Genomic DNA, 26,410 nt, shown 5'->3' on the forward strand with positions numbered 1-26,410 from the left:
TTGCAAAACCTAAGGCACCGCCTGAACGGGCGAATTAAAGCAACTCGCGATCTGTTCGCGAGTCTTCTGGATCAGCCATGTTAAATTTGGAAACGCCCTCGAAGAACCTGACGAAATCCAAGATGGATTCAGGCGGAGTGGCCGTCGGAATGGTCGTCCGACTGATGCGCGGTGTCGAGATCGCGGCTATCGCCAAGAGTGCGGGCTTCGACTGCCTCTACATAGACCTGGAGCACTGCAGCTTTTCGCTTGAGACCGTCAGTCAGATCAGCCTGACGGCAACCGCTCTGGGCGTTACACCATTGGTTCGCGTCCCCGGGATCAACAAGACCGAGATCGGCCGGGTTTTGGAAACGGGCGCCCAAGGGGTGATCGTGCCCCATGTGGAAAACCGGGCCCAGGCGGAGGAGATCGTGGATGCCTCCCGTTTCCCCCCTCGGGGAAGTCGCTCTCTGCTCGCGACCAACGCCCACACTCTCTTCCGTGGCGGGCCTGCGGCCGAGGTCATGGAGAAGATGGAAGCGGCGACGCTGGTCGTCGGCATGATCGAATCCGCGACAGCGGTTGAGAACTCCGACGATATCGCGTCGGTCGATGGAATGGACATGCTGTTGGTCGGCACCAACGACCTTTGCAACTCCTTTGGCGTGCCCGGTGAACTGGATCACCCGCGGGTGCGCGAGGCATACGAGCATGTGGCGGCGGTTTGCCGGGCAAGGGGCAAGCATCTCGGTGTCGGAGGACTGAATTCTCGCCCGGAACTCGCCAAGGAAATGATCCGTCTGGGGGGACGCTACGTGTCCGCGGGAAGCGATACGGGTTTCCTGATGAGTGCGGCGACCGCGACCGCCCGGTTGTTCCGATGACATTTTGGACCGCGGCATGCTGCGGTCCAAGCATTCTTCGATCCGCCGGCCCCTGGTTGGCCGTGCTCTTACTGGAGGGAAGCCCGTGACTGTTGGAACTGCCGAACAAATCGCTCCGGAAATCGAGGTTCCGGCAGAGGCGCGCAACTTCAGCGTACAAGACCGAGTCGTTATCGTGACCGGCGCGGGCCAGGGTATCGGCCGGGAACTGGCACGCCAGTTCGCCGCGGCCGGTGCCATCCCCGTCATCGCTGACCTCGGCCTCGAGAACGCCCAGTCAGTGGCGAAGGAGATCAAGGCTTCGGGAGGCAAAGCCCTCGCGCTGGTCGTGGACGTGGCCAAGAAGGACTCGGTGGACGAGATGGTGGCGGCGACGTTGGCCGAATTCGGCCGCGTGGATGTCCTGATCAACAACGCCTCGCTTTTTTCCAACCTGGCTAAACGTCCTTTCGACCAGATTCCGCAGGGCGAATGGCAGAGGGTGATGGACGTCAACATAAACGGGGTGTTCTTCTGCGCCTCCGCGGTCGTCGGCAGCATGCGCAAAAACCGCTTCGGTCGCATTATCAACATTTCGTCGGACTCGGTGCATCGCGGAACCAAGAACTACCTCCACTACGTCACTTCAAAGTCGGCGCTGATCGGCATGACGAACTCCCTGGCACGCGAACTCGGGGCCGAAGGAATAACCGTCAACTGCATCCGCCCCGGCACGGTGGCGACGGAAGTCGCGGAGCGCGCCGCCAGCCTCACTCCGGAAGTCCGCCAGCGCAACATCGACCTCCAATGTATCCCGAGAACCATCGTGCCCTCCGATCTTGCTGGCCTCACGATGTTCCTTTCAACGCCCGCGGCCTCTTTCATTACCGGGCAGACGATCGCCTGCGACGGTGGGTACACCCACAGCTTCTAACGGCCGGAGGCGGAGAGCGTTATGAAACATTTTGGCAAACTGTACATCGACGGGGCGTGGGTGGATCCTTCGACCCCCGGCCAGAGACCTCTCGTCGATCCGTACACCGAGGAGCCGTTCGCGACAGTCGCCACTGGCGGCAACGCGGAAGATGTCGACAAAGCCGTAAGAGCTGCACGCCGGGCATTCGCTGCATATTCTGAGACTTCTCTCGAAGAGAGGATTTCGCTTATCGACAGTATCATCGCGGCATACGAAACGCGCGCCGACGATCTTGCGGAGGCGATGGCCCAAGAGGTCGGCATTCCGGTAAGCGCCAAGGCGCAAGTGACAGGTCCGGTCGGTCATATGAAAGTGGCGCGCGATCTGCTCAAGACCTACAGGTTTGAGACCCAAATCGGTGATACGATCGTACGGCGTGAGCCTATCGGCGTATGCGCCCTCATCTCACCCTGGAATTGGCCCACGCAGACACCGGTTATCAAGGCCATTTACGGCATCGCGGCCGGTTGCACCTTGGTGCTCAAGCCGTCAGACGCGTCCCCGGTCAGTGCCGTCATCCTGGCGGAGATCTTCGAGAAGGCGGGCGTTCCGAAGGGCGTTTTCAACCTCGTTATCGGGCGTGGAAGCGTCGTCGGCGAAGCCATGTGCAGGCATCCCGAGGTAGACATGATATCCTTCACCGGCTCTACCCGGGCGGGCACTCGAGTGGGAGAGGCCGCCGCGCAGACCATCAAGCGGACATCGCTCGAACTAGGCGGCAAGTCGGCCAACATCGTCCTTATGGATTCTGACCTGGAGCGAGCGGCACGCTGGAACATCCAGCGTTGCTTCTTCAACAGCGGACAATCCTGCCACGCGCCGAGCCGCATGCTGGTGCATGAAAGCCAGATGGAAACGGTATTGCCCTATCTGGCAGATGAAGTCGCAAAATACAAACTTGGCGATCCGCGCGATCCCGCCACCACGATGGGACCAGTGGTCAACAAGGCGCAGTACGACAGCATCCAGAACTACATCCAGTCCGGGCTGGACGAAGGCGCGCGTTTAGTGTGCGGCGGTTCGGGCAAGCCCGACGGCGTCAACCAAGGCTTCTTCGTGAGGCCCACAGTCTTCGCGGACGTCACCCCCGAAATGACGATCGCCAGGGAAGAGATCTTCGGGCCGGTCCTGGTGGTAATGCCCTACTCGACGGAAGAGGAGGCGCTCCGGATCGCCAACGATACTCCCTACGGTCTCGGTGGTTACGTCTTCGGCGCCGACCGGAAGAAGGCTTACGAATTTTCCAGCAACCTCAAGGCGGGACGTATCTGCTTCAACGGCGCGGCAACCAACTCTTACAGCCCCATGGGCGGATACAAGGAATCTGGCATCGGCCGCTCCATGGGAGCCTTCGGCCTCGAGGAGTATCTCGAGATCAAGTCTGTCTACGGCTTCGAAGAAGAGGCGGGCCAATTGCCCGAATTCATCCGGTGACTGCGGTGGGGTCTGCGGCAGGTGCGTCGTCCTGCGAGTCGAAGACGGAAAGATGCCAATGCGGCACGGGCACGTGCTGGCGGGCGGTCTCCTGGTTTCCGCCAGGCGACGGAACGCTACCGATGCGCTTGCCGATCGGTTCCGACTGTAAAGCGTCCGATATGTTCGGTCATGGCATGGAGCGCAAGAAATGAAAGTCGGTGTCGTCGGACTGGGCTCCATGGGGTATGGGATCGCCGCGTCGCTCCTCCGGGCGGGGCACAGCGTTTTCGGCGCTGACATCAACCCGGAAGCGATTAAGCGCTTGCGCTCGGAAGGAGCCTCGGAGGGCGATGCTTCATCCGCCGCTTCCGAACTTGAGGCGCTGGTGGTTGTGGTTCTCAACGCCGCGCAGGCCGAAGACGTTCTTTTCGGCGATCGTGGTTTGGTAGCCAGGCTTTCCCCGGCATCCGTCGTTGTGCTGTGCGTCACCGTCGCGCCGGACTACGCGCGCAATGTCGCGCGGCGATGCGGCGATCGGGGTGTGCACTTTCTCGACGCGCCGATCTCGGGTGGCTCCGTCAAGGCGGCGCAGGGCAAGCTTTCGGTTATGGCTTCAGGCACGCCGGAGGCATTCGCCGTCGCGCGCCCGGCTCTGGATGCGATGGCGGAAAACGTGTTCGAGGTCGGCGACAAGGCGGGCGCTGGCTCTGCCATGAAGGCCGTCAACCAGCTGCTTGCAGGCACCCACATCGCGGTGATGGCCGAGGCCATCACCTTTGGGATGACGCAGGGGATCGATCCAGCCGCCTTCCTGAAGGTCATTCCGAATTGCGCCGGCACGAGCTGGATGCTCGAGAACCGAGCGCCGCATATCGCGGCAGGCGACTACACGCCCCATTCCGCCGTCGATATCTGGCTCAAGGACCTAGGAATTGTCATGGATGTCGCGCGCTTGTCCAAGTTCTCCGCGCCTATCACGGCGGCGGCGCTCCAGCAATTCGTCGCGGCTTCAGGCATGGGGCTCGGACGCGAGGACGACGCCGCGGTGGCCAAGGTCTACGCACGGAATGCTGGCCTCACGCTGCCGGAGAAGGGCGCGTGATGGAGTTTGCAGGAACAAGCCAGGCCCGAAACAACGTCGACAAGACCTTTTTCGGCGCTATAGCGGACGACTTCACTGGAGCGACTGATCTCGCGGGTCTTCTCGCGAGATCAGGTGTCCCGGTGTCTCTGCGGATGGGTGTTCCCGAAACGCCTCCCAATGACACATCGCCCTTCGAGATCATCGCTTTGAAGTGTCGGACGGCTCCGGTCGAAGAAGCGGTGTCCGAAACCCAGGCAGCCCTCGATTGGCTCCGCCGGGCGGGCGCGCAGAGGTTTTTCTGGAAGTATTGCTCAACCTTCGACTCGACCGCACGGGGCAATATCGGCCCCGTGGCCGAAGCCCTGATGAACGCCTTGGGGACGGACCAAACGATATACTGCCCGGCGTTTCCCGAGAACGGCCGTGCGATCTTCATGGGGAACCTTTTCGTCGGCGAGCAGCCGCTCTCCGAAAGTCCGATGAAGGACCATCCTCTGACTCCCATGCGCGACTCCAATCTGATGCGGCTCTTGCGGCCCCAGGTAACCCACCCGGTTGGTCTCGTGAACAGACTCGCCGTTGCCAAGGGCGCGGCTGCGCTTCGCGGCGAGCTGCAGCGGCTTCGCGCTGACGGCGTCGCCCACGTTGTCGTGGATGCTGTCTCCAATGACGATCTTCATGTCATCGCGGACGCGTGTCGCGACATGACGCTGATGACCGGAGGGAGTGCGGTAGCCATGCCGCTTCCCAAACTGTGGCTGGAGGAAGGGCTCCTCCGCTGGGATCAAGCGGTCGGCAGGCCGCGCGCGGAGGCTGGCCCGGCGATTGTTCTTTCTGGCAGCTGCTCGGCGATGACCAATCGCCAGGTTTCCGCATATCTCGCAGGTGGTCATCCCGGGCTCCGGCTCGATCCCCTGAATCTTGCGGAAAAGGGGGAGGGGAGTGCGGCCGAATGGCTGTCTAGCCGATCCCCGGACCAGACACCGATCATCTATGCTACGGCCGAGCCGGATGAAGTGCGACGGGCGCAAGAAAGGCTGGGCGTGGAACGCGCGGGAGCGGTGGTCGAGCGCGCTCTGGCGGCTTGCGCCGTCAAGGCCCGCGATCTGGGTTTCAGGCGCTTCGTAGTGGCCGGCGGAGAAACGTCGGGCGCTGTCACGAAAGCCCTCGAGATACGGCAACTCGACATTGGCTCCGAAATCGCGCCTGGTGTTCCGTGGTGTTTCGCCCGCACAGCCGGACATGAAGTCGCGATCACGCTTAAGTCCGGCAATTTCGGCGGTGAGGGCTTTTTCACCGACGCGCTTGAAAGGTTGGGAACGTGACAGAAGATGCCCGACTGCGCGAACAGATATGCTCGCTGGCCAGGTCGATGTTCGAGCGGGGATTGACCCACGGATCAACCGGCAACATATCGGCGCGGTCGTCCGATGGAGGCCTGCTTGTCTCGCCTACCGGGACCAGCTTCGGTCGGCTCGATCCGTCCCGGCTGAGCCGCTTTGACGCGCATGGTCGGCATATAGAAGGTGACAAACCCACCAAGGAAATGCCCCTGCACTCCGCGTTCTACGACACGCGAAGCCAGACTGGCGCTGTCGTCCATTTGCATTGCTGTCACGCCGTCGCGTGGTCGATGATGCCCGATGCCGACGAAGACGACTTCCTTCCGCCACTCACGCCCTATGCCGTCATGCAGTTGGGCCGCGTCAAGTTGCTTCCGTTCTTCCGGCCGGGTGATGCAGCGATGGGTACGGCAGTGCGTGGGCTAGCTGGCAAGAGGTCGGCAGTGATGCTCGCCAACCACGGCCCGGTCGTGGCGGGCAAAGACGTCGAGGCCGCGTGCTACGCCATCGAGGAACTGGAGGCCACCGCGAGGCTGGCTGTGCTGATGCATGGCCATCGGCCGCGCTTGCTGACAGAGCGGCAGATCCAGGATGTCGTCACGACGTTCAACGTGGAGTGGGACGTATGAAGTTTTCGGCCAATCTGGGTTTCCTTTGGAAGGACCGCCCGCTGCCGGCCGCTATCAGAGAGGCCAAGTCAACCGGATTCGACGCGGTAGAGTGCCACTGGCCTTATGACGCGTCGGCCGCATCCGTGAAAGCGGCACTGGATGAAACGGAGCTCAGCATGTTGGGCCTTAACACGCGTCGCGGCGACACATCGGCTGGAGAGAACGGCCTCTCTGCGCTGCCGGGCCGGGAGGTTTCGGCACGCGCGGCGATCGAGGAGGCTCTTGCCTACGCTTCGGAAGTGTCCGCTAGCGCTGTCCACGTCATGGCGGGCAACTCGAGTGGGCCGCTTGCGCGGAAGGCGTTCTGCGACAATCTTGCTTACGCTTGCGACAAGGCAGGTGAGGGGGTCACGATTCTCATCGAGCCGCTGAACCACTACAACGCGCCCGGTTACTTCTTGAGCGACACAGCTTTGGCCGCCGAGATCATCCGCGAAGTCGGTGCTCCCAACCTCCGGATGATGTTCGACTTCTACCATGTTCAAATCATGGAGGGCGACGTGACCAGGCGGTTCGAAGCAATGCTGCCGTTGGTCGGGCACGTCCAGATCGCGGCGGTGCCGCATCGAGGGAAACCGGACCATGGCGAACTTGACTACGACTACGTGCTGCGGCGCGTGGCGCACCTGGGCTGGGACAAGCCGATCGGGGCGGAATACATACCGGAAGCCAATGTCGAACCCGACATGAGTTGGCTCAGCAAGTATCGACAACTGAATACACGGCAGATCTGACCTGGCGGTCGGAGGTCGAAGGAGAAAAAGAACCATGGTAGAAAAACCGGCTATCGGTTTTATCGGGTTGGGCCTGATGGGCCACGGCATGGCCAAGAACATCCGCCAAAAGGGCTATGAGCTATGGGTGCGTGGTCGCTCCAACCGCGCGCCTATCGAAAGCCTTCTGGCAATGGGCGCGAAAGAAGCTGCCAGCCCCGCCGACATGGCGGCCAAATGCGATGTCATCCACCTGTGCCTGTCAACTTCGGCTCAGGTCGAAGACGTGCTGAGGGGGAGCGACGGCATCCTCGCGGGTGTTCGTCCCGGCTTGATCGTGATCGACACTTCTACCGCCGATCCAGGCTCGACGGTGAAGCTCGCCGATGAGCTCTTGTCGAGGGGAGCGCACATGGTCGACGCCCCGTTGGGGCGAACTCCGAAAGAGGCCGAGGCTGGCACGCTCGATGCGATGGTCGGCTGCGACGAGGCTCTTTTCGACATCGTCAAACCAGTGATCGAATGCTGGGCAGGTACTATCAAGCGAATTGGTCCCGTAGGAAGCGGTCACAAAATGAAGCTGCTGATGAATTTCATCGGCATGTCGTACGGGGCGCTTTATTCCGAAGTCGTTGTCCTGGGTGCCAAGATCGGCATACCGCCACAGACCATAAGGGATGTGATCGGCCCAAGCCGTATGGGCAACGGGTTCTTCGAGACCTTCATGCGCTACGTCGTCGATCGCGACAGGGACGCCCACAAGTTCGCTATCTCGAATGCCGCTAAGGACCTTCGCTACATCAGCAATATTGCGGCGGATGCCCGCGTGGTAACCGTCATGGCTTCGGCGGCCCGGCATTATTACGCACACGTCGAGGCGATCGGTCGAGCGGACGACTATGTGCCGATGCTGAGTGACCATGTAGGCGCACTCAATGGCGTCAACATGGAAAGCGAATCGAAGAAAAACAGCGGGAAGTGACACCGGTGCGCCCCTCACGATCCGGGTAATCCGGACACGACGATGGACATGGTGCGGACGGCATTTCCGGGGCAGGAAACTGGCATAGTGTGGCAGGGCGATTGGGGACCCTATTGATCCGCAATTTCAGGGGCTCGGTTTTCAGAGCGGTCCGGCGAATTTCGCCTCCCAAGGCAGCATGCGACCCGATGGCATCATCCGATGCCATCGGGCGGACCGACAAATCGTTAGAGGGACACAAGAGTGGCCAACATATTCATCCCTCGTGAGCTCGACGCCAACGAGCCACGCGTTGCGGCGTCACCCGATACGGTGAAGCGGCTGGCGGCGCTGGGTCTCGACGTGGTTGTCGAAACCGGTGCCGGAACCAGGTCGCGCATTCCCGACGAGGAGTTCGCCAAGGCGGGCGCTACGATCGGCAAGGCCGGCGACGCCGCCAGGGCCGATGTGGTGCTGAAGGTGCGTCGGCCGGGCGAGGCGGAGCTCAAGGGCTACAAACCGGGCACCACCGTCATCGCCATCATGGATCCCTATGGCAACGATGCCGCTGTCGCAGCACTGGCCAAGGCCGGCGTCACCGCTTTCTCAATGGAATTCATGCCGCGTATCACCCGCGCCCAGTCGATGGACGTCTTGTCCTCGCAGGCCAATCTCGCCGGCTACCAGGCGGTGATCGACGGCGCTTCGGAATATGACCGGGCCTTGCCGATGATGATGACCGCGGCCGGCACGGTGCCGGCGGCAAAGGTCTTCATCATGGGCGTCGGCGTCGCCGGCCTGCAGGCCATCGCCACCGCAAGACGGCTTGGCGCGGTCGTCACCGCCACCGATGTGCGCCCCGCCGCCAAGGAACAGGTCGCCTCGCTCGGGGCAAAGTTCCTCGCCGTCGAGGACGAGGAATTCAAGGCGGCTGAAACCGCCGGCGGCTACGCCAAGGAAATGTCCAAGGAATACCAGGCCAAGCAGGCGGCACTCACCGCCGAGCACATCGCCAAGCAGGACATCGTCATCACCACGGCGTTGATCCCCGGCCGGCCGGCGCCAAAACTGGTTTCGGCGGCGATGGTCGCCTCGATGAAGCCGGGTTCGGTGCTCGTCGACCTCGCCGTCGAGCGCGGCGGCAATGTCGAGGGCGCCGTGGCGGGTCAGGTTGTAACCACCGCCAACAACGTCAAGATTGTCGGCCATCTCAACGTGCCGGGCCGCGTCGCCGCGTCCGCCTCGCTGCTTTATGCCCGCAACCTGTACGCGTTCGTCGAAACGCTGGTCGACAAGACCACGAAGACGCTTGCCATCAACCGCGACGACGATCTGGTCAAGGCAACCATGCTGACCGACGGCGGCAAGGTCGTGCATCCGGCTTTTGCCAAGGCTGACGAGCAACCGCATGTCGAGCCGGCCGCAATCCCGGCCAAGACGATGGTTGCCGACGCAGCGCCGAAGAAAGCAGGACCCAGGAAGTCGCCCGCTGCCAAGCCGAAGGGGATCGCGTAATGGATCAGACCTTGCAGAAAGCCCTCGATCAGCTCGATCAGGCGTCCGCCGCCGTCCGGCTCGCGGTGCAGAACCTGGCCAATGCCCCTGGCGGTGCGGATGCGGCCGGCGATGCCGCGCACGCTCTGTCCGGCGGCGCCATCGATCCTTTTGTCTTCCGCTTCGCCATCTTCATCCTGGCGATCTTCGTCGGCTACTATGTCGTCTGGTCGGTGACCCCGGCGCTGCACACGCCGCTGATGGCCGTCACCAACGCCATTTCCTCGGTCATCGTCGTCGGTGCGCTGCTTGCGGTTGGCATTGCCGCCTCCGGTGTTGCCGCCGGTTTCGGCTTCGTCGCGCTGATGCTGGTCTCGGTCAACATCTTCGGCGGCTTCCTCGTCACCCAGCGCATGCTGGCCATGTACAAGAAGAAGGACAAGTAGAGCGCCATGAACGCCAACTTCGCGTCCTTCCTCTATCTCGTCTCCGGCGTCCTGTTCATCATGGCGCTGCGCGGCCTGTCTCATCCGACCACCAGCCGCCAGGGCAATCTCTACGGCATGATCGGCATGGGCATCGCCATTGCCACCACGCTGGCGCTGGCGGCCCCGTCTGTCCCCTCAGCCGGCCGCTACTGGCTGATCGTCCTCGGCCTCGCCATCGGCGGCTCGGTCGGTGCGGTCACCGCGCGGCGCATCGCCATGACCTCCATGCCGCAGTTGGTCGCCGCCTTCCACTCGCTGGTCGGCCTTGCCGCCGTGATGGTGGCGGCTGCCGCGATCTATGCGCCGGAAAGTTTCGGCATCGGGACCGTCGCCGACATTCACGCTCAGGCGCTGATCGAGATGAGCCTTGGCGTCGCCATCGGCGCCATCACCTTCACCGGCTCGGTCATTGCCTTCCTCAAGCTCGACGGCCGCATGTCGGGCAAGCCGATCATGATCGGCGGCCGCCACTTCATCAACGCGGCGCTGGGCATCGCGCTGGTCGTGCTGATCATCCTGCTGGTCACCACCGAGTCGAAGCTCATCTTCTGGCTGATCGTGGCGGCATCGCTTGCCCTAGGCGTCCTGCTCATCATCCCGATCGGCGGCGCCGACATGCCGGTGGTCGTCTCGATGCTCAACTCCTATTCGGGCTGGGCAGCGGCAGCACTTGGCTTCACGCTCGGCAATCTGGCGCTGATCATCACCGGCGCGCTGGTCGGCTCGTCCGGCGCCATCCTGTCCTACATCATGTGCAAGGGCATGAACCGGTCGTTCATATCGGTCATTCTCGGCGGCTTCGGCGGCGAGACGGCGGCAGCAGCCGACGACGGCATTGAGCGGACCGTCAAGCAGGGCTCGGCCGACGACGCCGCCTACCTGATGATGAACGCGCAGAAGGTCATCATCGTGCCCGGCTACGGCATGGCGGTCGCCCAGGCGCAGCACGCGCTGCGCGAAATGGCCGACAAGCTCAAGGCCAACGGCGTCGACGTCAAATACGCCATCCATCCGGTTGCCGGCCGCATGCCGGGCCACATGAACGTGCTGCTCGCCGAAGCCAACGTGCCCTACGACGAAGTCTTCGAACTCGAGGACATCAACTCGGAGTTCGCGCAGGCCGACGTCGCTTACGTCATCGGCGCCAACGACGTCACCAACCCGTCCGCGCGAGATGACAAGAGCTCACCCATCTACGGCATGCCGATCCTCGACGTCGACAAGGCCCGCACCTGCCTGTTCGTCAAGCGTTCGCTCGGCTCCGGCTATGCCGGCATCGACAACACGCTGTTCTACAAGGACGGCACCATGATGCTGCTCGGCGACGCCAAGAAGATGACCGAAGAAATCGTCAAGGCCATGGATCACTGAGCCGGAGCGGCTCTGGCCTTTCGACCACCGGAACAGACACGCACGCGGCAGTCCGTGCGCAAGTGCGGGCAGCCTTTTCAGGAGATGACATCTGAGCCGGAACGTTGAGTGGCGCCCTGCCGTCGGCCGAGAAGAGGCGAGGAAAAACAAACTGCTTCGGCGGCGCGGGAGACCTAGATGGCATGCTGTCGCACGTTTCCTAGGACGCGGAAATGAACTCCGCTCTAGTCAGCGAACGCAAGATTGGCCAGTGATTCATCTTTGCGTCCGGCGTGAAAGACGTTGGCGGGTGGAGGCACTTACCCACCTCTAGTCCGGTGCTACGGTGTTCCTTGCGCAGGTGGAATTTCCGCGAAGCCAGATAAAAATAGAGGGAAATCTGACGCAGCAAAGTAGTACGGCAGCGTGTTCATCCAGAGCACGGATATTTCAATGGCTGGAGGTTTTTGAGGTCAGTTTTGTGCGCGCACCTGGCACATCAAACCTCGCCAGCTTGGCGACCGCAACCGGGAGGACATACAGAAATGAACAAGAAGATCAGTCGAATACTGTTGGGCGGACTTGCCGCCGCATCGTTGATGGCAAACGTTGCATCGGCGAAGGATTTGGTTTTCGGTCTTATCCCGAATACCATGGCCTATCCATATGATGTCGTCCTCGTGAACGGTTTCAAAGAGAAAGCCGAGGCGAACGGCGTCAAGGTTATTTTGCTCGACCCCAAAATGAGCATGGAAACGCAGGCGAATCAGATCGACGATCTCATTCTCCAGAAGGTCGACGGTATCGCGTTCATGCCAAACGACTCCGTTACGGTCCAGAGCCTTGTCGACAAGGTCGCCGAGGCAGGAATTCCCATCGTCGCCTCAGCCGTGCCCGTAGGGGATCCGAACACGCACCCCGTCGACTACGTTTATCCAAGTCTCACCGCTCTCGTAACGACAAATGACATCGAGGCGGGGCATGTCGCAGGCATCTATGCGGCGGGCGTGCTCCCGAAAGATCGTGAAGCAAAGATCGCGGTTGTCGAAGGTGCGCCGGGGTTCTCCGTCGTGAAACAGCGGCAACAGGGATTCGAGGCGGCGCTGAACGAGGCGAAGATCAAATTCAAGATCGTCTCGTCACAGCCATCTGACTGGACGCCGGCATCCGGCGAGCGGATCTGCCAGAATGCACTGATCGCAAATCCGGACCTGGACATGATCTTCAGCCATGCTGACGATATGGCCATCGGTTGCGCCAAAGCTATCGAAGCCGCAAGTGCTAAGGCTCTCCTCATCGCGACCGGCGGCGGATCAGACCTCGGAGACAACTCACTCACCTCTGGCGAGATGGACGCCTCAGTCTGCACGCAACCGAAACTGATCGGGGAACTATCATTCGACGCGCTCTTCAAAGCGTTGAGCAATCCGGCGGAGGCCAAGAAGGGTCAGTACATCGACTACAAGCTGTTTCCGCTTACGAAGGAAAACGTCGGGGACTGCCCGCGTTGGTAAGGCGATTAAGAACCTTGCTTGAAAGCTGGGTTCACTGGCACTAGGCGGAAGCATGCAAAAAGTGGGTATCATCCCCTTTTTGCATGCTTGCCGCTAATTTGCTTCCCCAGGGTTCATGGACGAACGATCGCGGAAATGAGGCCACTGATGCGAAGTTACGCGATTGCAGCGATTCCAGCCGATGGCATCGGGCCGGAAGTCATCGATGCAGGACTCGAGGTTCTTATTGCGTTGAGCCAGCGGACAGGTGAGTTTTGCCTCGAGATCACGCGCTATGATTGGGGCTCGGACCACTATGAGGCCCACGGCAAGATGATGCCCGATGACGGGCTGCACCAGCTCAAAGCCCATGACGCGATTTACTTCGGTGCCGTCGGCGCACCGGGCATACCTGATCATATCACTCTCTGGGGTCTTCGCTTGGCGATCTGCCAAGGTTTTGACCAATATGCCAATGTCCGCCCGACGCGAATTTTGCCGGGGATCGTGGCACCGTTGCGAGGGAAGGGGCCCGGGGATCTCGATTGGGTGATTGTCCGCGAGAACTCGGAAGGTGAATACGCAGGACACGGCGGGCGTGTCCATCGCGGTATGCCGGAAGAGGTAGCAACCGAGGTTGCCATCTTCACCCGCCATGCTGTCACGCGCATCATGCGCTATGCATTTCGACTGGCACAATCTCGACGCCGAAAACTGCTCACGGTCGTGACCAAATCGAATGCCCAGCGCCACGGTATGGTGATGTGGGACGAGATCGCGGCGGAGGTCGCCCTCGAATTCAAGGACGTGACCTGGGACAAGATGCTCGTTGATGCAATGACCGTTCGCATGACGCTACATCCCGAAAGCCTGGATACCATCGTAGCGACGAACCTTCACGCCGACATTCTTTCCGACCTCGCCGGGGCTCTCGCAGGCAGCCTTGGAGTCGCGCCGACGGCGAACATCGATCCAGAAAGACGGTTTCCTTCCATGTTCGAACCCATCCACGGCTCGGCCTTCGATATCGCCGGAAAAGGCATTGCCAATCCGGTCGCTGCTTTCTGGACGGCCTGCCAAATGCTCGAGCATCTCGGCGAGACGGGTGCTGCCTCACGCCTGATGAAAGCAATCGAGAGTGTTTGTGCAGCAGGCGTTTTTACGCCGGATGTGGGCGGGACAGCAACAACCCGGGAGGTCACCGACGCGGTGATCGCCGCGATCCAGGGCAGCAATACTTGACCAATAGAAGCGGAACACAGCCATGAAGATCGGCAATTAGACTGGGCTCAATTGATACAGCATCGCGGGGTCGCTGTTTCGTTCCGGCCATGAAGTTCGCGTCCTCTGCCAGAGGCGCTTTCCGTTTCGTTCTGGAACAAGCCTGATCTGCTCGACCCGGACGATCTTTTCGACCTATGACCAGGTTGCCCACTGAGGCCCTGCGACGACGATCCAGGCCTAGTCGGCTCCTGCCTGACAGAATACAGCCGCGTCATCCTCTAACAAATTGATTTTGTTAAAAAAAGACAGTCCCCGATGGCTGTGCCTGAAAGCGCGTGAGGTCCTTCCGATTGCGTAGAAAGCGCATCGCACTGAAGAACCTACATCCTGTCTGTTCGCCCCCCATCAACGCAAAGCGTCTGACCCGTAATGAAGCTCGACTGATCGGAGGCAAGGAAGAGCACGGCATCTGCCAATTCCTCAGGCTTGCCCGCTCTGTTCAAAACGGCGGCCTGTTTTCTTACTTCGATATGCTCCTTGATTTGTTCGGGCGTACGCGTTGATGCGTGCAAGGGCGTGAGGAAAAACCCCGGAGCGACGCAATTCACGTTGATTCCGCTGGGACCAAGCTCGCGGGCCAGGGTCTTGGTCAACTGGATGACGGCCGCCTTCGCTGAAGCGTAGGCTGAGCTTCCTCCAGGGGAACCGGCAGTATGATGAGGCGAACTGCCCGTGCCCAGACTGGAAGAAATATTCACGATCTTGCCGTAGCGCTGTCGCACCATATGCGGCGCAGCGGTCTGGGCGCAATAGAACACTGCCTTGAGGTCGAGAGCGAGCACGGGATCCCAGTCCACATCCGCCATGGTGGCGAATGGACGGTAACGCGTGATCCCCGCATTGTTCACGAGGATGTCGATACGTCCGCGCTGAGCGACAATGCTCTCCATCATCTTCTGGACCTTGTCACGCTCGGTGACATCGATTGCAAACCCGATCGCATCTCCCGCCAGCCCTTTGAGCTCGTTGACAGTAGCAGGGAGCGCTGCTTCGTTGACGTCGGCGACGACAACGCAAGCTCCCTGTGCGGCAAAGCGAGAAGCTATCGCTCTTCCCAGGCCCGAACACGCACCCGTGACTATCGCCACTTTTCCGTCCAACTGCACCGAAGTTTCCTCAGTCGCTCTTCAATTCTACGGTTGGCGAGATCGAATCCTTGACCGTTGACTATTGCAGCCCGCAGATCAAAGAAATGCTATTGGCACACGACACTACTTCTGAGACGAACTGATCCTTCTTGATCTCGAAGCGGGCCGCGGGTGCGCTCAGCGTTATGGTGCCAACAAGCTTCGATGCCGCATCGAATATGGGCGCCGAGACACCGCATACCGTCTCGGTCAAAAACTGCTCATTGACAGAGAAGCCGTCAACGCGAATCTGTTCCACCAAGCGAGTCAGTTCCGAGCGGTCGGTTGGTGTTTTGGGTGTGTAGGCACGCAGCGCGCCTTTCCCGAGGAACTTCGACAGTTCGGATGCGGCAACCGCGTAGGCGAGAAACACTCTACCTGCTGAAGATGCGTGCAACGGCCTCAGCGATCCGAGAGGCGTTCTTGAAACAAGGCCGGATGTACCTTCGACCGCATCGACGTACACAATGCCCTCATCGGTTCGCATTCCCAGATAGACGCTTTCGCCAGTCCTCTCGCTCAGACTTTTGATGTGAGGTCTGGCGATCGATATGAGTTGCGTGCCGCCCATCACCTTGCTGGCCAGCACGACCAACGCCGTCGATTGGCTGTAGCGCCGACTTTCATCAACTTGGATGTAGTTGTACTTGACCAACTGTCTTGCCAAAACGTGTGCGGAGCTAGGAGGCATGGCTAAAGCCGCGGATATGTCGACAAGCCTGATCGGCTTTCGTTTATCCGCAACGAGTTCAAGCAATTTCAGCACCCTTCCGACAGTCCGCGCACCTTCGGTTTCGGACTTTTGCTTAACCATCTGTCGTCACCCATTTCCAATCCCAGTTGCCGCCATAATCCCTGTGTCAGGCAATGCCCAGGTCTTGCTTGGTCATTACCATCTGAAGGCAATACGTTCCGCTGTCGAATGGCCCGGTACAGCCTGCATCAAGCAGGGCGAGGTCTGTCAGATGCTCAACCCGGGACATTTCGAGAGTTCTGCCGATTGGTCGCTTCCACAAATATCGACCAATCGGGCACCGCCGTAGGGCGCCCGGATCGATCTGCGGTGATTACGGCACTTGCTGGCTTATCGGCCACGCAAAGATGCACGCCGACCACCCCCTGCAGTTCCAAAATCCTGGGAAGCATCCTGTCGGCCAGGGCATGAGCGTCATCGGCCGCGCCGAAGCGTATGGTGAGCATCCACCCTCCGACGGCCGTTCCGCTTGAATACCGAACATACGACAATCCCCTTATCGCGTCGGTAATTATCTTACCGGCACTCCGGTAGGCTGGGCTCGGGTCACTTGCCTTCTCCAAATAGGTTGGTCCTGTGAGCACATCGAGGTCATCAACCTCATAGATATTGAGAACATCCCGATCCGCCTCACTCGCCCACAGCCGACGACCCCTCAAAAACCCAGGCAATCTAAGTCTTCCCGCCATATGTTCGCGATCATGCCAATCATAATATAGCGACCTGTTCTCTTCGAGTACATTGCTCCAGTTGATAAGAACAGATTTACCGAGCAGCGCCAATTGTCAAATCCTGAAACACATCGTTGTTGAAAATCGATTTGTCACGCCAGAGTTCTAGCAGAATGCCGGTTGGGGCAGGTAGAACTCGGCCAGATGAGCGCAACCAGCCCTTGCTAGCCCATTGATCCCGAGCAACTCGATGCCGCGTGCCTGATACCACGTTCTTGTCGTCGATGGCGATACCTCCAACCTCAGGCTGCTTCAATCCTGCAATGGCCGCGACCGATCGCAAACCGCCGTTTTGCTAGTGTGCAAGCACCCAAGGCAGAGCGCCTAAAAAACACTCCGCGACGGCTGATATTCATATATATGAATTCATTCTTATAGATTGAATTTCTTCTTCGGCTATGCCAATCTTTGCGTCGCGTCAAAACTGCGCGCGAGGGAGGAATTTGGATGGTCGCTTTTACCCTGAATGGCGAAGCGAGGGCGCTCGATGTCGATCCATCGATGCCGCTGCTCTGGGCCATACGAGATGTCATAGGTCTGACCGGAACGAAGTTCGGCTGCGGCATGGCACAGTGCGGAGCCTGCACGGTGCATGTCGACGGCACGCCGGTGCGCTCGTGTCAGACGCCAGTAGCAGACATAGAAGGCGCCAAGATAACGACGATCGAGGGCTTGGCCGGTAAGATAGGGGAAACGGTCCAGGCCGTCTGGGCAGATCTTGACGTTCCGCAATGCGGATACTGCCAGTCCGGCCAGATCATGTCAGCCGTGGCCCTGCTCACGGAAACGCCGAAGCCCAGCGAAGACGACATCAATTCCGCGATGAGCGGCAATCTGTGCCGCTGCGCAACCTATCATCGTATCCGCGCGGCAATCCACGAAGCCGCTCACAGGCTGGAGGCATGACAATGTTGCCCCATAGAATCGAATTGACCACCGCTCGGCTCTCCCGTCGCGATTTCCTGGTAGCATCGGGCGTAGCCGCCGGGCTGGCAGTCGGGTACCAACTGCTTGCTCCCGAGCAGGCCAGCGCGGAGACGACCGCTCCGCAGCCAAACCCGTTTCAGTCCTATGTCCAGATCACGCCCGACAACCGCATTGTGATCACGTCTTCCCAATTCGAGATGGGGCAAGGCGCCTATTTCGGAACCGCGACCCTCGTCATGGAAGAGCTGGCGGGCGATTGGGCTCAGGTCGATGTCGTGGGGGGCGCCGGCAATACCGCTCTCTTCGGCAACGTGACATGGGGCGGCGCTATGCAGGGAACAGGCGGTTCGTCATCGACTGCCTCGTCCTGGGAGCGCTACCGCAAGGCCGGCGCGGCGGCGCGCATGATGTTGGTAAGCGCGGTCGCGAAGACCTGGAACGTGCCCGAGAATGAGATCACTGTTGCTTCAAGCATGCTTACCCATCCGTCGGGCAAGCGCGCCACGTTCGGTGAAATGGCCGAGGCCGCCGCGGCATTGCCGGTGCCAACCGACGTGCCGCTCAAGGCATCGGCGCAATGGACGCAGATTGGCTCGGATAAGGTGAAGCGCTACGATTCTCGAGCGAAGACCACCGGCAAGCAGACCTATACGATCGATCTCAAGTTCGACGGTCTGTTGACGGCTGTGATGATCCATCCGCCAAAGTTCGGCGGCAAGGTCAAGGCGTTCGACGCATCAAAAGCGAAGGCGCTCGCGGGCGTCGTGGATGTTGTGCAGATACCGCGCGGCATTGCCGTGGTGGGCCGCGACATGTGGACCGCGTTGAAGGGCAGGGATCTGGTCACCGTTGAATGGGACGAATCCGAGGTCGAAAAGCGCGGATCCGCACAGATTCGAGAAGAGTATCTGAAACTTGCGAAAGAGCCTCCCGCAGCCAACGCGCTCAATACAGGCGACGCGGTTGCGGCCTTGGCTTCCGCCGCGAAGGTCGTCGAAGGGCATTACGAGTTTCCCTTCCTGGTCCATGCCTCGATGGAGCCCCTCAATGCCATCGCCAAGATGGGCGAAAACGGTGTCATCGAGATATGGGGCGGCCATCAGGCGCCCGACGTCTTCCAGGGCGCAGTGGCGAAGGCCGCCAATGTGAAGCCTGACAAAGTCCGGCTGCACGTGATGGCATCGGGCGGCAGCTTCGGCCGCCGGTCGGTCGGCGACGCGGACGTGGTCGTGGAGGCGGTTCTGGTGGCTCAGGCGCTCGGCTGGAAGGCCCCCGTCAAGGTGCAATGGACCCGCGAGAACGACATGCGCGGCGGACGGTACCGTCCCGCCTTCGTGCATTCGATCAAGGGGGGGTTGGACAAGGATGGGAAGCTGGTTGCCCTGCATGACCATGCAGTAGGCCAGTCCATCCTGGCCGGATCACCCTATGAGGGTGCGATCAAGGATGGGGTCGACCCATCGTCAGTGGAAGGGATGGCCGACACGCTTTACGACATACCCAACATGAAGGTTGACCTCACGTCCACCGACGTCAAGGTACCGGTCATGTGGTGGAGGTCGGTCGGGGCGACGCATACTGCCTATGTAGTCGAAACGTTCATTGACGAGCTTGCAAACGCTGCCGGGCGCGACCCGGTCGAGTTCCGGCTCTCCATGCTCGACAAGCATCCAAGGCATGCCGCCGTGCTCCAGCTCGCAGCCGAGAAGGCCAACTGGAACACGAAACTTCCGCCGGGACGGTTTCGCGGTATTGCCATGCATAAGAGCTTTTCGACCTATGTCGCCGAGGTGGCGGAGATCACGTTCAAGGACAGCAGCAACTTCACCGTCGACCGGATTGTCTGTGCGGTCGATTGCGGGATCGCGGTCAATCCTGACCAAGTCCGTGCTCAAATTGAAGGCGGCATCGGCTTCGGCCTCGGCGCCATCCTGCAGGAAGAGCTGACCCTCAGCGACGGTCTCGTCGATCAGGAGAATTTCGACACCTACACCCCGCTGCGGATCAACCAGATGCCGAAGGTCGAGGTCCACATCATCGCTTCCACCGAACCGCCCACTGGCGTCGGCGAACCAGGCGTTCCTCCGATCGGCCCGGCCGTGGCGAACGCGCTGAGAGCCGCGACCGGCAAACCCGTGCAGTTATTGCCGATCACGAAGGGTCTCTCCGCCTGAATTTTTGGGCGATTTTCCTGCTCGATATGGCCGGCGGGGATACCCCGCCGGCCAACTATCCATCGGTCGGTGGGCCGGAAATATACCAAGGTAGTGAGACAGTTTCGGCGTCTTCGCCGAGAACGTGAAAAGTCCAAGCTCAAAGTCGCGAGCGTCTGCCCTAACGCAGTTGATTTGAGGATCTGCCGCCAAGATTCGCTGGGTTGACGGCGAGCCTGAACCAGGCTCGATGCATTACTGCAATCACTGCCCCAGCGACATCTAAGCCTTGACATCCTCCAAGATCATGTCGGCCGCCTTTTCGGCAATCATCATCACGCCGGCATTCAGATTTCCAGATGGCTGCGTCGGCATCATCGAGGCGTCGACCACGCGCAGGCCATCAATCCCGTGGAGGCGAAGACGCGCGTCGAGCACCGCCATCGGGTCCGAGCGTGGTCCCATCTTGCAAGTACCGGCGGGGTGATAGGAGGTCATGCCGTAGCTCTGAACGTAGTCGAGCCATTCGTCATCGTTCCTGCACTCCGTCGCGGGAAGGGTGATCTGCTGAATGATCTCGCGCATCGGCGCGCTGCGAAAAACGGCGGCCAGATGTTTGATCGCCGCGACCAGAACCCGCCGGTCGATCTCGGCATCCAGATAGTTCGGAAATATGACCGGGGCGTCCTGCGGATTCTTTGACCGGATGCGGATGTTGCCACGGCTTTCCGGCCGCATCTGCCAGGCACCGCCGGTAACACCCGGGAACTCGTCCAGGCGCCTGGTCATGCCGGCCTTGAGCGCGGCCGGGAGGAACATGAGCGAATAGTCGGTGTCCTCCGACTTCGGGTCGAGCTTGCAGAAGGTGAAGACGGACATCGACTGCTGCGTCAGGACCGAGGGCTGACCCAGCGCCCACTTGATGACCTCGCGCACGAGCGGCAGGCCACGTGCGCGTTCGTTGATCGTTCCAAGTCCCCCGCGGATGCGGGCGACCATGCGAACGGAATAGTGGTCGCTGAAGTTCTCTCCCACACCAGGAAGGTCCAGGACGACTGGAATGCCCATCTCATTCAAAAGCCCGGACGAGCCGATCCCCGATCGTTGCAGAAGCGTCGGGCTCAATGTCGCGCCGGCGCTCACGATCACGCTGCGTCTGGCGTGGACGGTGCGCATCGCGGAGTCGCCGGACCTTGAATACTCCACGCCCGTGGCGCGCCCCTCGGCGATTACGACCCGTTCAGCGAGGCAGCCGGTTCGGACATCCACACCAAATCGTTTCTTGGCTGGATGAAGGTATCCATGTGCCGAGCTCCAGCGCCTGCCCTTGTAGATGGCACCTTGCAGGTAGGAGACGCCTTCCTGTTCGACGCCATTGTAGTCGTTGGTCAACGGAATGCCGGTTTCGACGGCAGCCTTGATGAAGCGATCGCTGATCTGATCCTTACTTTGCAGGATTTCGATCGGGATCGGGCCACCGCGTCCGCGGTAATGATCGTCGCCGCCGCTGACGTAGTTCTCGGACTTGCGGAAGTAGGGCAGCACCGACTCATAATCCCAGCCGTCGTTGCCGGATCTCGCCCAGCCGTCGAAGTCCGATCGCTGGCCGCGATTGTAGGCCATGCCATTGATCGCGCTCGAGCCGCCAAGCGTCTTCCCCAGGAAGACGGGGAATTTTCGCCCTTTGGTCCTTGGATCGCCCTCCATCTGGAACTGCCACGTAATGCGCGGATCCGCCGAGATCTTCATGATCCCGCTTGGGATACGGATGTAGGGGTTGGAGTCCGCCGGTCCGGCTTCCAGCACGCAAACGCTGTGGCCCCCTTCGGCCAGACGGTAGGCGAGGCAACAACCGGCTGTTCCTGCACCGACTATAACGAAGTCAAAACTGTCCAATTTTTGTTTCTCCATAAAGCGCCATGACTGCGCTGAGAATGTGTGACGGCAGATTGCGCGCGGTCATGAAAAAGCGCGATCGGAATTGCCGCGAAGGTCAACTGTTCACGGCCGCATCTTCAGGGTCGCGGGTCCTGCGGATCTCGCGGACTGCGGACCATATGATGAAGGGCACCAATGCGATCGTGAGGATCATGAAGGTGCACGAAATCGGTCTGTGGAAGAACACCGTCAGGTCGCCGCTTCCAAGCAGCATTGCCCGTCTGAAATTGTCCTCCATCTGGGGGCCGAGGACGAAGCCGAGCAACAAAGGAGCGGCAGGGAGCTCGGCCCAGCGCATGAGGCAGCCCAGGATGCCGAAGAAGGCGATCATCCAGACATCGAACGTGCTGAAGCTGTCGACATAAGCGCCGACACAAATGAAGACCAGGATCGACGGAAAAAGGAAATGATAAGGGATCTGCAGCATGCGGACCCACAATTTGATGAACGGGATGTTGAGAATGATGAGCATGATATTGCCGATCCAGAAGCTCATCACGACGCCCCAGAACAAGTCTGGATGCTGGGTCATCAAGGCCGGCCCAGGCGTAATACCCTGAACGATGAGCGCGCCTGCCATAAGAACCATGCTGGGTGAACTAGGGATTCCAAGTGTCAGGGTCGGTATGAAGCCGGTCATTTCGGCCGAGCCGGCAGCAGCCTCGGGCGCCATGACCCCTTCCACAGCGCCTTTGCCGAACCGCTGCGGCGTTTTCGATACGCGCTTCTCCAGCGCATAGGACATAAACGTTGCCACGAGCGTACCCGCCCCGGGCATGACGCCGAGGAACGATCCCACTGCCGACCCGCGTAGCGTGGACGGCCAGAAACGCTTCCAGTCCTCCCCGCTCGGCCTCGCGGCGGCGCCACTGACGCCCTTCATGTCGATCTTGCCCACATCCTCTTCCTGGCGGATGGATGCGACGACTTCGGCCACGCCATAAATGCCCATGGCGAGCGCCACGAGGCTGATTGATTTTGTCAGCTCCGCCACACCAAAGGTGAAACGGGGTACGCCGGTGTATATATCGATGCCAACGCTCCCGAACATCAGACCGAGCGTGACCATAGCCAGAGCCTTGATGATCGACCCCTGGGAAATCGTGGACGCGACGACCATGCCGAACAGCATGAGCGCGAAATATTCGGAAGCGCCAAAAGTCAAAGCGAAGTCGGCCACAACCGGGCCAAACAGCATCAGGAGGAGAATGCCGACCGAACCGCCGATAAAGGCGCTGAAGGCGGAGAGCAGGAGGGCGACACCGGCACGGCCCTGGCGGGCCAGGGGATAACCATCCTGGCACATGACTGCGTGGATCGGCTCACCAGGGATGTTCAGCAGTATTGCCGTGATGCGTCCACCGTAACCGGCGCCGTACCAAATGCCACCCAGCATAATGAGCGCTGTGGTCGGGGGCAGATAAAACGTCAGCGGAAAGAGCACGGCGATGGCCGTTAGCGGTCCGATGCCGGGGATGATCCCGGTCAGCATGCCCACGCATACGCCAGCGAAACAGTAGATCAGGTTCGAGGGCAGCAACGCTGTCTCAAGACCCAGGGCTACATTGGAAAGCGTGTCCATGATGCCCTTCAGAATGGCCAGTTGATCATCGGGATAAGCAGGCCGAGCCCCAGTCGAAAAATGAGGTAGATAAGCGCGCACAGAAAAACGCTGAGGACGGCCAGGCCGCGCAGCCCTGTCTTCAGATCAGCAAGAGAAGAAAGCAGTGTGGCCACGACAATAGCCGGCACCAGCCCGAACGGCCGGATGATGAGAGCGAAGGCTGCAACGCTCGCGAGGACGAAAAACGGGACCCGGATCGGAAAGTCGGATTTCGCGGCGGCCGTCACGAAGCCGCTCCAAAAGATCAACATACCAAAAAAGGTCAAGAGAACGGCGGCAGCGGCCGGGAAGAGGCCGTTGCCGATATTCTCAAGGGTACCGCGCCCGTAGTGGGCGATCGAGTACCAAGCGAACCAAAATCCGAAGACGGACAGGGTGGCGCCGGTGACGATGTCACGAAGATTGCGAGCGGACATCAAAGCCAACTCTCCGTTCCGGCAGGCGCAGGGCCTTGCTCGACACAATAAAAAGCCCAGGCGCGCAACACAAGGTCGCGCGCCGGTGCGGTGATGCTACTTCAGGTCAAGCGAGAGACCGACCTTCTCAACGATGGCTTTCCAGCGCGCGGTTTCCTTCTCGAGGAACACCGCGAACTCTTCGGGCGAGCTGGCTATGATGTTGCTGCCATCGCCAACGAATTTGTTCTTCAGTTCCTCTGTACCGAGCGCTTCCTTGATGTCCTTGTAGAGCTTGTCCACGATTGGCTTCGGAGTGTCCTTGGGGACGAAGACGCCGTACCATTCATTCACGCCGGTATAGCTCGGAACGAATTCCTTGATCGAGGGCACGTCCGGCAGGACATCGCTCCGCTTGTCGTTCGAATTGGCCAGGATCTTGAGGCGACCGTCAGCAACCATGGCCTTCAACACCGGATAGATGGCGTAGGTGAAATTCACCTCTCCCGAAAGCGTCGCGGTCATGCCCTGGGCCGACCCGATGTAAGGGATTTGCTTGAATTTCACGCCGGCATCCTGCTGGACGATTTCGACGGCCAGATTGGTAATCGTCGGGCCGGCCGAGGCATAGTTGATCTCGCCAGGATGTGCCTTGGCGTACTCGATCAGCTCGCCGAACGTCTTGGCCGGGATCTGCGGATTGGCGCCGATGTAGAGCGGCGCTTCGACGATCTCTGTGACCAGCTGGAACTCGGAGTTCTGGTAGGGCATGTTCTTGAACAGCGTCGGATTGATCGCGAGTTGGGAAACGCCAATCCCGAAGGTGTAGCCATCCGGAGGCGCGTCTATCACGGCCTTGGTGGCGAGTGTCGTCGTCGCGCCGGCCATGTTTTCGACAACGACGGGCTGCCCCCATTTCTCGGACAAGACCTTGGCCAGCAGACGGCCGATGCCGTCGACGCCGCCGCCTGCCGGGAATGGCAGGATCAGCCGAACGGGGTGAGATGGAAAGGCTGAGGCGTCCTCGGCCTTGGCCGCGGAGGCGAAAGCAATCGTCAGAGATGCCGCCGCTGCGGCAATGATAGATTTGTATTTCATGCGTTCCTCCCAGTTCGGTCTGATCGACCACAAAAAATTTCAAGCGATCGGACAAGCCCTACGCTCGTCTTACCTGCCTCTGCTGTTGATGCCTTTCTGGCGAAGCCATCTGTCCTGTCCGCTCCATTAAGGTGACGCATCACAGAGCGGGAGAGGTCGCTTACCAGCGCAATCGATACGAATTCAGATACTCCCCAAAAGATCCAACCGGCGCCTTACCCATCAAGTCCGTGGTCCGGCGCCGGATCTATGGAAAGCGCCTGTTCACACCCCTGCAGCAAGAACTTTAATGACAGATCGAGCCTTGCACTCTCTGCGCAAAAAATTCAACAAAAAAAAATCGAGTCATATATATGAAGATTTTGAGCCGGCCACACCTTGGCCAGACGGCTCAGCGCAGGCGAAGTTTTGGCTGAGTTGGGGAGATTGGTGGATGTTGGAATTCAGTGCCGCAATACTCCATCAGGCCGGGGAGCCATTGAAGATCGAGAGGGTCGCACTGACGGAGATCGGTCCTGAAGAGGTCCTGGTCAAAGTTCACGCTGCCGGGGTCTGCCACACTGATTGGGAGGTGCAGCAAGGCAGTCATCCGGCCCCCCGTCCGCTGGTCCTAGGGCATGAAGGAGCCGGCATTGTCGTGGATGTTGGAAAGAACGTCCCGACGCGTCGCGTCGGCGATCACGTCGTCTTCTCGGCCTACCCCAATTGCACGCACTGTTTCTATTGTGAGCGCGACCTGCCGATGTTGTGTGAGCCGGTCACGCAAGGCCACCGCTCGGGACGGCTGCCGGGCGGATCTTCGCGCTTGAGGCTGGGCAACCAGCCGGTCGGACATTTCCTCAGCATTTCGTCATTCGCGGAATACGCGGTCGTGCCGTCCCGGGGCGCTGTGAGAATTCCCGACGAAATGCCGCTCGACCTCGCATGTCTGCTTGGTTGTGCCGTCGTCACAGGAACCGGCGCCGTTTTTCGGATCGCGCAGGTTGCAGCAAACGAGATCGTCTGTGTGATCGGCTGTGGACCGATTGGACTGAACGTCGTCCAGGGAGCGAGGTTGGCCGGGGCGGTCGTGATCATAGCGTCTGACCCCGATCCCAACCGTCGAAAGCTCGCTTTCGAGTTCGGCGCTACGCATGTTGTCGATCCCACGGTCGAAGATTTCGTCTCATATGTGCGACGGTTGAGTGATGGTCGCGGCGCCGACCACAGCTTTGAAACTGCGGGACGTGAGGTAACTCTACAATCTGCATTCGAGGCTGCGCGGCCGGGCGGTTCAGTCATCATTCTTAGCAAGATGGCCGCGAGTAACACAGTGAAGCTGCGGTTCGGCTCATTGTCCGACGAACGGCGCATCAGACGGTCGGCGTTGGGTGGCGGCCGCGGGGAAGACGATCTTCCCGCCTTGGCGCAAGCCTATCTCGAAGGGCGCCTGCTCCTTGACGAGCTGGTCACGGCAAGACGACCGCTCGCAGAAGTCAACGAGGCACTCGCGGCGGCTGGTAGCGGTTCGACCATCCGCAGCGTCTTGACGATGTAAAGCCGCCT

Annotated in this window: 23 protein-coding genes; 16 read left to right on the plus strand and 7 right to left on the minus strand. The window is 60.3% G+C overall.

Annotation, left to right across the window (positions count from 1 at the left end):
• Positions 1-77: 77 nt before the first annotated feature.
• The 13 genes from AC1RZR_RS21015 to AC1RZR_RS21075 all read left to right on the plus strand — a co-directional run bounded on the left by AC1RZR_RS21015 (position 78) and on the right by AC1RZR_RS21075 (position 14,076).
• Positions 78-866, plus strand: coding sequence for an HpcH/HpaI aldolase family protein (locus AC1RZR_RS21015; protein WP_481825843.1), 789 nt, complete (start codon positions 78-80; stop codon positions 864-866).
• 85 nt (positions 867-951) lie between these two features.
• A complete protein-coding gene (locus AC1RZR_RS21020; RefSeq protein WP_481825844.1) occupies positions 952-1,779 on the plus strand; it encodes an SDR family NAD(P)-dependent oxidoreductase in 828 nt (275 codons plus the stop codon).
• Positions 1,780-1,800: 21 nt separating this feature from the next.
• Positions 1,801-3,255: an aldehyde dehydrogenase family protein gene (locus AC1RZR_RS21025; protein WP_481825845.1), complete on the plus strand. Its 1,455-nt coding sequence runs from the start codon at positions 1,801-1,803 to the stop codon at positions 3,253-3,255.
• 190 nt (positions 3,256-3,445) lie between these two features.
• Positions 3,446-4,339: an L-threonate dehydrogenase gene (gene ltnD, locus AC1RZR_RS21030; protein WP_023767268.1), complete on the plus strand. Its 894-nt coding sequence runs from the start codon at positions 3,446-3,448 to the stop codon at positions 4,337-4,339.
• Complete coding sequence (otnK, locus tag AC1RZR_RS21035; RefSeq protein WP_481829090.1) at positions 4,339-5,646, plus strand: 3-oxo-tetronate kinase; 1,308 nt, start codon at positions 4,339-4,341, stop codon at positions 5,644-5,646. The genes ltnD and otnK overlap by 1 nt, the downstream gene beginning before the upstream one ends.
• The gene (gene otnC / locus AC1RZR_RS21040) at positions 5,643-6,293 is read left to right on the plus strand and encodes a 3-oxo-tetronate 4-phosphate decarboxylase (protein WP_481825846.1); all 651 of its coding nucleotides are present in this window, start codon (positions 5,643-5,645) and stop codon (positions 6,291-6,293) included. Before otnK ends, otnC begins: the two co-directional genes overlap by 4 nt.
• Positions 6,290-7,069 carry a hydroxypyruvate isomerase family protein gene (locus AC1RZR_RS21045; RefSeq protein WP_481825847.1) on the plus strand — a complete coding sequence of 260 codons (780 nt, stop codon included), beginning with the start codon at positions 6,290-6,292 and terminating at the stop codon, positions 7,067-7,069. The genes otnC and AC1RZR_RS21045 overlap by 4 nt, the downstream gene beginning before the upstream one ends.
• A gap of 34 nt (positions 7,070-7,103) precedes the next feature.
• A complete protein-coding gene (locus AC1RZR_RS21050; protein WP_481825848.1) occupies positions 7,104-8,030 on the plus strand; it encodes an NAD(P)-dependent oxidoreductase in 927 nt (308 codons plus the stop codon).
• A gap of 243 nt (positions 8,031-8,273) precedes the next feature.
• On the plus strand, positions 8,274-9,524 hold the full coding sequence (locus tag AC1RZR_RS21055) for a Re/Si-specific NAD(P)(+) transhydrogenase subunit alpha (protein ID WP_481825849.1): 1,251 nt from the start codon (positions 8,274-8,276) through the stop codon (positions 9,522-9,524).
• Positions 9,524-9,949 (plus strand): NAD(P) transhydrogenase subunit alpha part 2, encoded by a 426-nt coding sequence (locus AC1RZR_RS21060; protein WP_140660057.1) that lies wholly within the window; start codon positions 9,524-9,526, stop codon positions 9,947-9,949. The genes AC1RZR_RS21055 and AC1RZR_RS21060 overlap by 1 nt, the downstream gene beginning before the upstream one ends.
• A gap of 6 nt (positions 9,950-9,955) precedes the next feature.
• Positions 9,956-11,362 carry an NAD(P)(+) transhydrogenase (Re/Si-specific) subunit beta gene (locus AC1RZR_RS21065; RefSeq protein ID WP_481825850.1) on the plus strand — a complete coding sequence of 469 codons (1,407 nt, stop codon included), beginning with the start codon at positions 9,956-9,958 and terminating at the stop codon, positions 11,360-11,362.
• A gap of 524 nt (positions 11,363-11,886) precedes the next feature.
• The gene (locus tag AC1RZR_RS21070; RefSeq protein WP_481825851.1) at positions 11,887-12,855 is read left to right on the plus strand and encodes a sugar ABC transporter substrate-binding protein; all 969 of its coding nucleotides are present in this window, start codon (positions 11,887-11,889) and stop codon (positions 12,853-12,855) included.
• A gap of 147 nt (positions 12,856-13,002) precedes the next feature.
• Positions 13,003-14,076, plus strand: coding sequence for a tartrate dehydrogenase (locus tag AC1RZR_RS21075; RefSeq protein WP_481825852.1), 1,074 nt, complete (start codon positions 13,003-13,005; stop codon positions 14,074-14,076).
• Between the two features lie 362 nt (positions 14,077-14,438).
• Here the strand turns inward: AC1RZR_RS21075 and AC1RZR_RS21080 are convergent, their stop codons facing one another.
• The 3 genes from AC1RZR_RS21080 to AC1RZR_RS21090 form a co-directional block, all read right to left on the minus strand.
• A complete protein-coding gene (locus AC1RZR_RS21080; RefSeq protein WP_481825853.1) occupies positions 14,439-15,224 on the minus strand; it encodes an SDR family NAD(P)-dependent oxidoreductase in 786 nt (261 codons plus the stop codon).
• 61 nt (positions 15,225-15,285) lie between these two features.
• A complete protein-coding gene (locus tag AC1RZR_RS21085) occupies positions 15,286-16,059 on the minus strand; it encodes an IclR family transcriptional regulator (RefSeq protein ID WP_481825854.1) in 774 nt (257 codons plus the stop codon).
• A 155-nt stretch (positions 16,060-16,214) separates the two neighbouring features.
• Positions 16,215-16,781, minus strand: a complete 567-nt coding sequence (locus tag AC1RZR_RS21090; RefSeq protein ID WP_481825855.1) for a hypothetical protein — start codon at positions 16,779-16,781, stop codon at positions 16,215-16,217.
• A gap of 396 nt (positions 16,782-17,177) precedes the next feature.
• Between AC1RZR_RS21090 and AC1RZR_RS21095 the strand changes: the two genes are divergently transcribed.
• Complete coding sequence (locus AC1RZR_RS21095) at positions 17,178-17,636, plus strand: (2Fe-2S)-binding protein (RefSeq protein ID WP_481825856.1); 459 nt, start codon at positions 17,178-17,180, stop codon at positions 17,634-17,636.
• A gap of 2 nt (positions 17,637-17,638) precedes the next feature.
• The gene (locus tag AC1RZR_RS21100; RefSeq protein ID WP_481829091.1) at positions 17,639-19,831 is read left to right on the plus strand and encodes a xanthine dehydrogenase family protein molybdopterin-binding subunit; all 2,193 of its coding nucleotides are present in this window, start codon (positions 17,639-17,641) and stop codon (positions 19,829-19,831) included.
• A 261-nt stretch (positions 19,832-20,092) separates the two neighbouring features.
• Here the strand turns inward: AC1RZR_RS21100 and AC1RZR_RS21105 are convergent, their stop codons facing one another.
• The 4 genes from AC1RZR_RS21105 to AC1RZR_RS21120 all read right to left on the minus strand — a co-directional run bounded on the left by AC1RZR_RS21105 (position 20,093) and on the right by AC1RZR_RS21120 (position 24,865).
• Positions 20,093-21,706, minus strand: a complete 1,614-nt coding sequence (locus AC1RZR_RS21105) for a GMC family oxidoreductase (protein ID WP_481825857.1) — start codon at positions 21,704-21,706, stop codon at positions 20,093-20,095.
• Between the two features lie 97 nt (positions 21,707-21,803).
• Entirely contained in the window at positions 21,804-23,330 is a 1,527-nt protein-coding gene (locus AC1RZR_RS21110; RefSeq protein ID WP_481825858.1) for a tripartite tricarboxylate transporter permease, read from the minus strand.
• Between the two features lie 8 nt (positions 23,331-23,338).
• Positions 23,339-23,788, minus strand: a complete 450-nt coding sequence (locus tag AC1RZR_RS21115; protein ID WP_481825859.1) for a tripartite tricarboxylate transporter TctB family protein — start codon at positions 23,786-23,788, stop codon at positions 23,339-23,341.
• A gap of 96 nt (positions 23,789-23,884) precedes the next feature.
• Positions 23,885-24,865: a Bug family tripartite tricarboxylate transporter substrate binding protein gene (locus AC1RZR_RS21120; RefSeq protein WP_481825860.1), complete on the minus strand. Its 981-nt coding sequence runs from the start codon at positions 24,863-24,865 to the stop codon at positions 23,885-23,887.
• Positions 24,866-25,154: 289 nt separating this feature from the next.
• Between AC1RZR_RS21120 and AC1RZR_RS21125 the strand changes: the two genes are divergently transcribed.
• Positions 25,155-26,402: a Zn-dependent alcohol dehydrogenase gene (locus tag AC1RZR_RS21125; protein ID WP_481825861.1), complete on the plus strand. Its 1,248-nt coding sequence runs from the start codon at positions 25,155-25,157 to the stop codon at positions 26,400-26,402.
• Positions 26,403-26,410: the final 8 nt, after the last annotated feature.

This window comes from Mesorhizobium bavaricum (assembly GCF_056781655.1).

Bases quoted from the DNA above. Each gene is read 5' to 3' on its own strand.
- AC1RZR_RS21015 (WP_481825843.1), top strand. From the start codon at position 78: ATGTTAAATTTGGAAACGCCCTCGAAGAACCTGACGAAATCCAAGATG.
- AC1RZR_RS21120 (WP_481825860.1), bottom strand. From the start codon at position 24,865: ATGAAATACAAATCTATCATTGCCGCAGCGGCGGCATCTCTGACGATT.
- ltnD (WP_023767268.1), top strand. From the start codon at position 3,446: ATGAAAGTCGGTGTCGTCGGACTGGGCTCCATGGGGTATGGGATCGCC.
- AC1RZR_RS21025 (WP_481825845.1), top strand. From the start codon at position 1,801: ATGAAACATTTTGGCAAACTGTACATCGACGGGGCGTGGGTGGATCCT.
- AC1RZR_RS21100 (WP_481829091.1), top strand. From the start codon at position 17,639: ATGTTGCCCCATAGAATCGAATTGACCACCGCTCGGCTCTCCCGTCGC.
- AC1RZR_RS21060 (WP_140660057.1), top strand. From the start codon at position 9,524: ATGGATCAGACCTTGCAGAAAGCCCTCGATCAGCTCGATCAGGCGTCC.
- AC1RZR_RS21110 (WP_481825858.1), bottom strand. From the start codon at position 23,330: ATGGACACGCTTTCCAATGTAGCCCTGGGTCTTGAGACAGCGTTGCTG.
- AC1RZR_RS21115 (WP_481825859.1), bottom strand. From the start codon at position 23,788: ATGTCCGCTCGCAATCTTCGTGACATCGTCACCGGCGCCACCCTGTCC.
- AC1RZR_RS21070 (WP_481825851.1), top strand. From the start codon at position 11,887: ATGAACAAGAAGATCAGTCGAATACTGTTGGGCGGACTTGCCGCCGCA.
- AC1RZR_RS21050 (WP_481825848.1), top strand. From the start codon at position 7,104: ATGGTAGAAAAACCGGCTATCGGTTTTATCGGGTTGGGCCTGATGGGC.
- AC1RZR_RS21125 (WP_481825861.1), top strand. From the start codon at position 25,155: ATGACAGATCGAGCCTTGCACTCTCTGCGCAAAAAATTCAACAAAAAA.
- AC1RZR_RS21085 (WP_481825854.1), bottom strand. From the start codon at position 16,059: ATGGTTAAGCAAAAGTCCGAAACCGAAGGTGCGCGGACTGTCGGAAGG.
- otnK (WP_481829090.1), top strand. From the start codon at position 4,339: ATGGAGTTTGCAGGAACAAGCCAGGCCCGAAACAACGTCGACAAGACC.
- AC1RZR_RS21095 (WP_481825856.1), top strand. From the start codon at position 17,178: ATGGTCGCTTTTACCCTGAATGGCGAAGCGAGGGCGCTCGATGTCGAT.
- AC1RZR_RS21065 (WP_481825850.1), top strand. From the start codon at position 9,956: ATGAACGCCAACTTCGCGTCCTTCCTCTATCTCGTCTCCGGCGTCCTG.
- AC1RZR_RS21075 (WP_481825852.1), top strand. From the start codon at position 13,003: ATGCGAAGTTACGCGATTGCAGCGATTCCAGCCGATGGCATCGGGCCG.
- AC1RZR_RS21045 (WP_481825847.1), top strand. From the start codon at position 6,290: ATGAAGTTTTCGGCCAATCTGGGTTTCCTTTGGAAGGACCGCCCGCTG.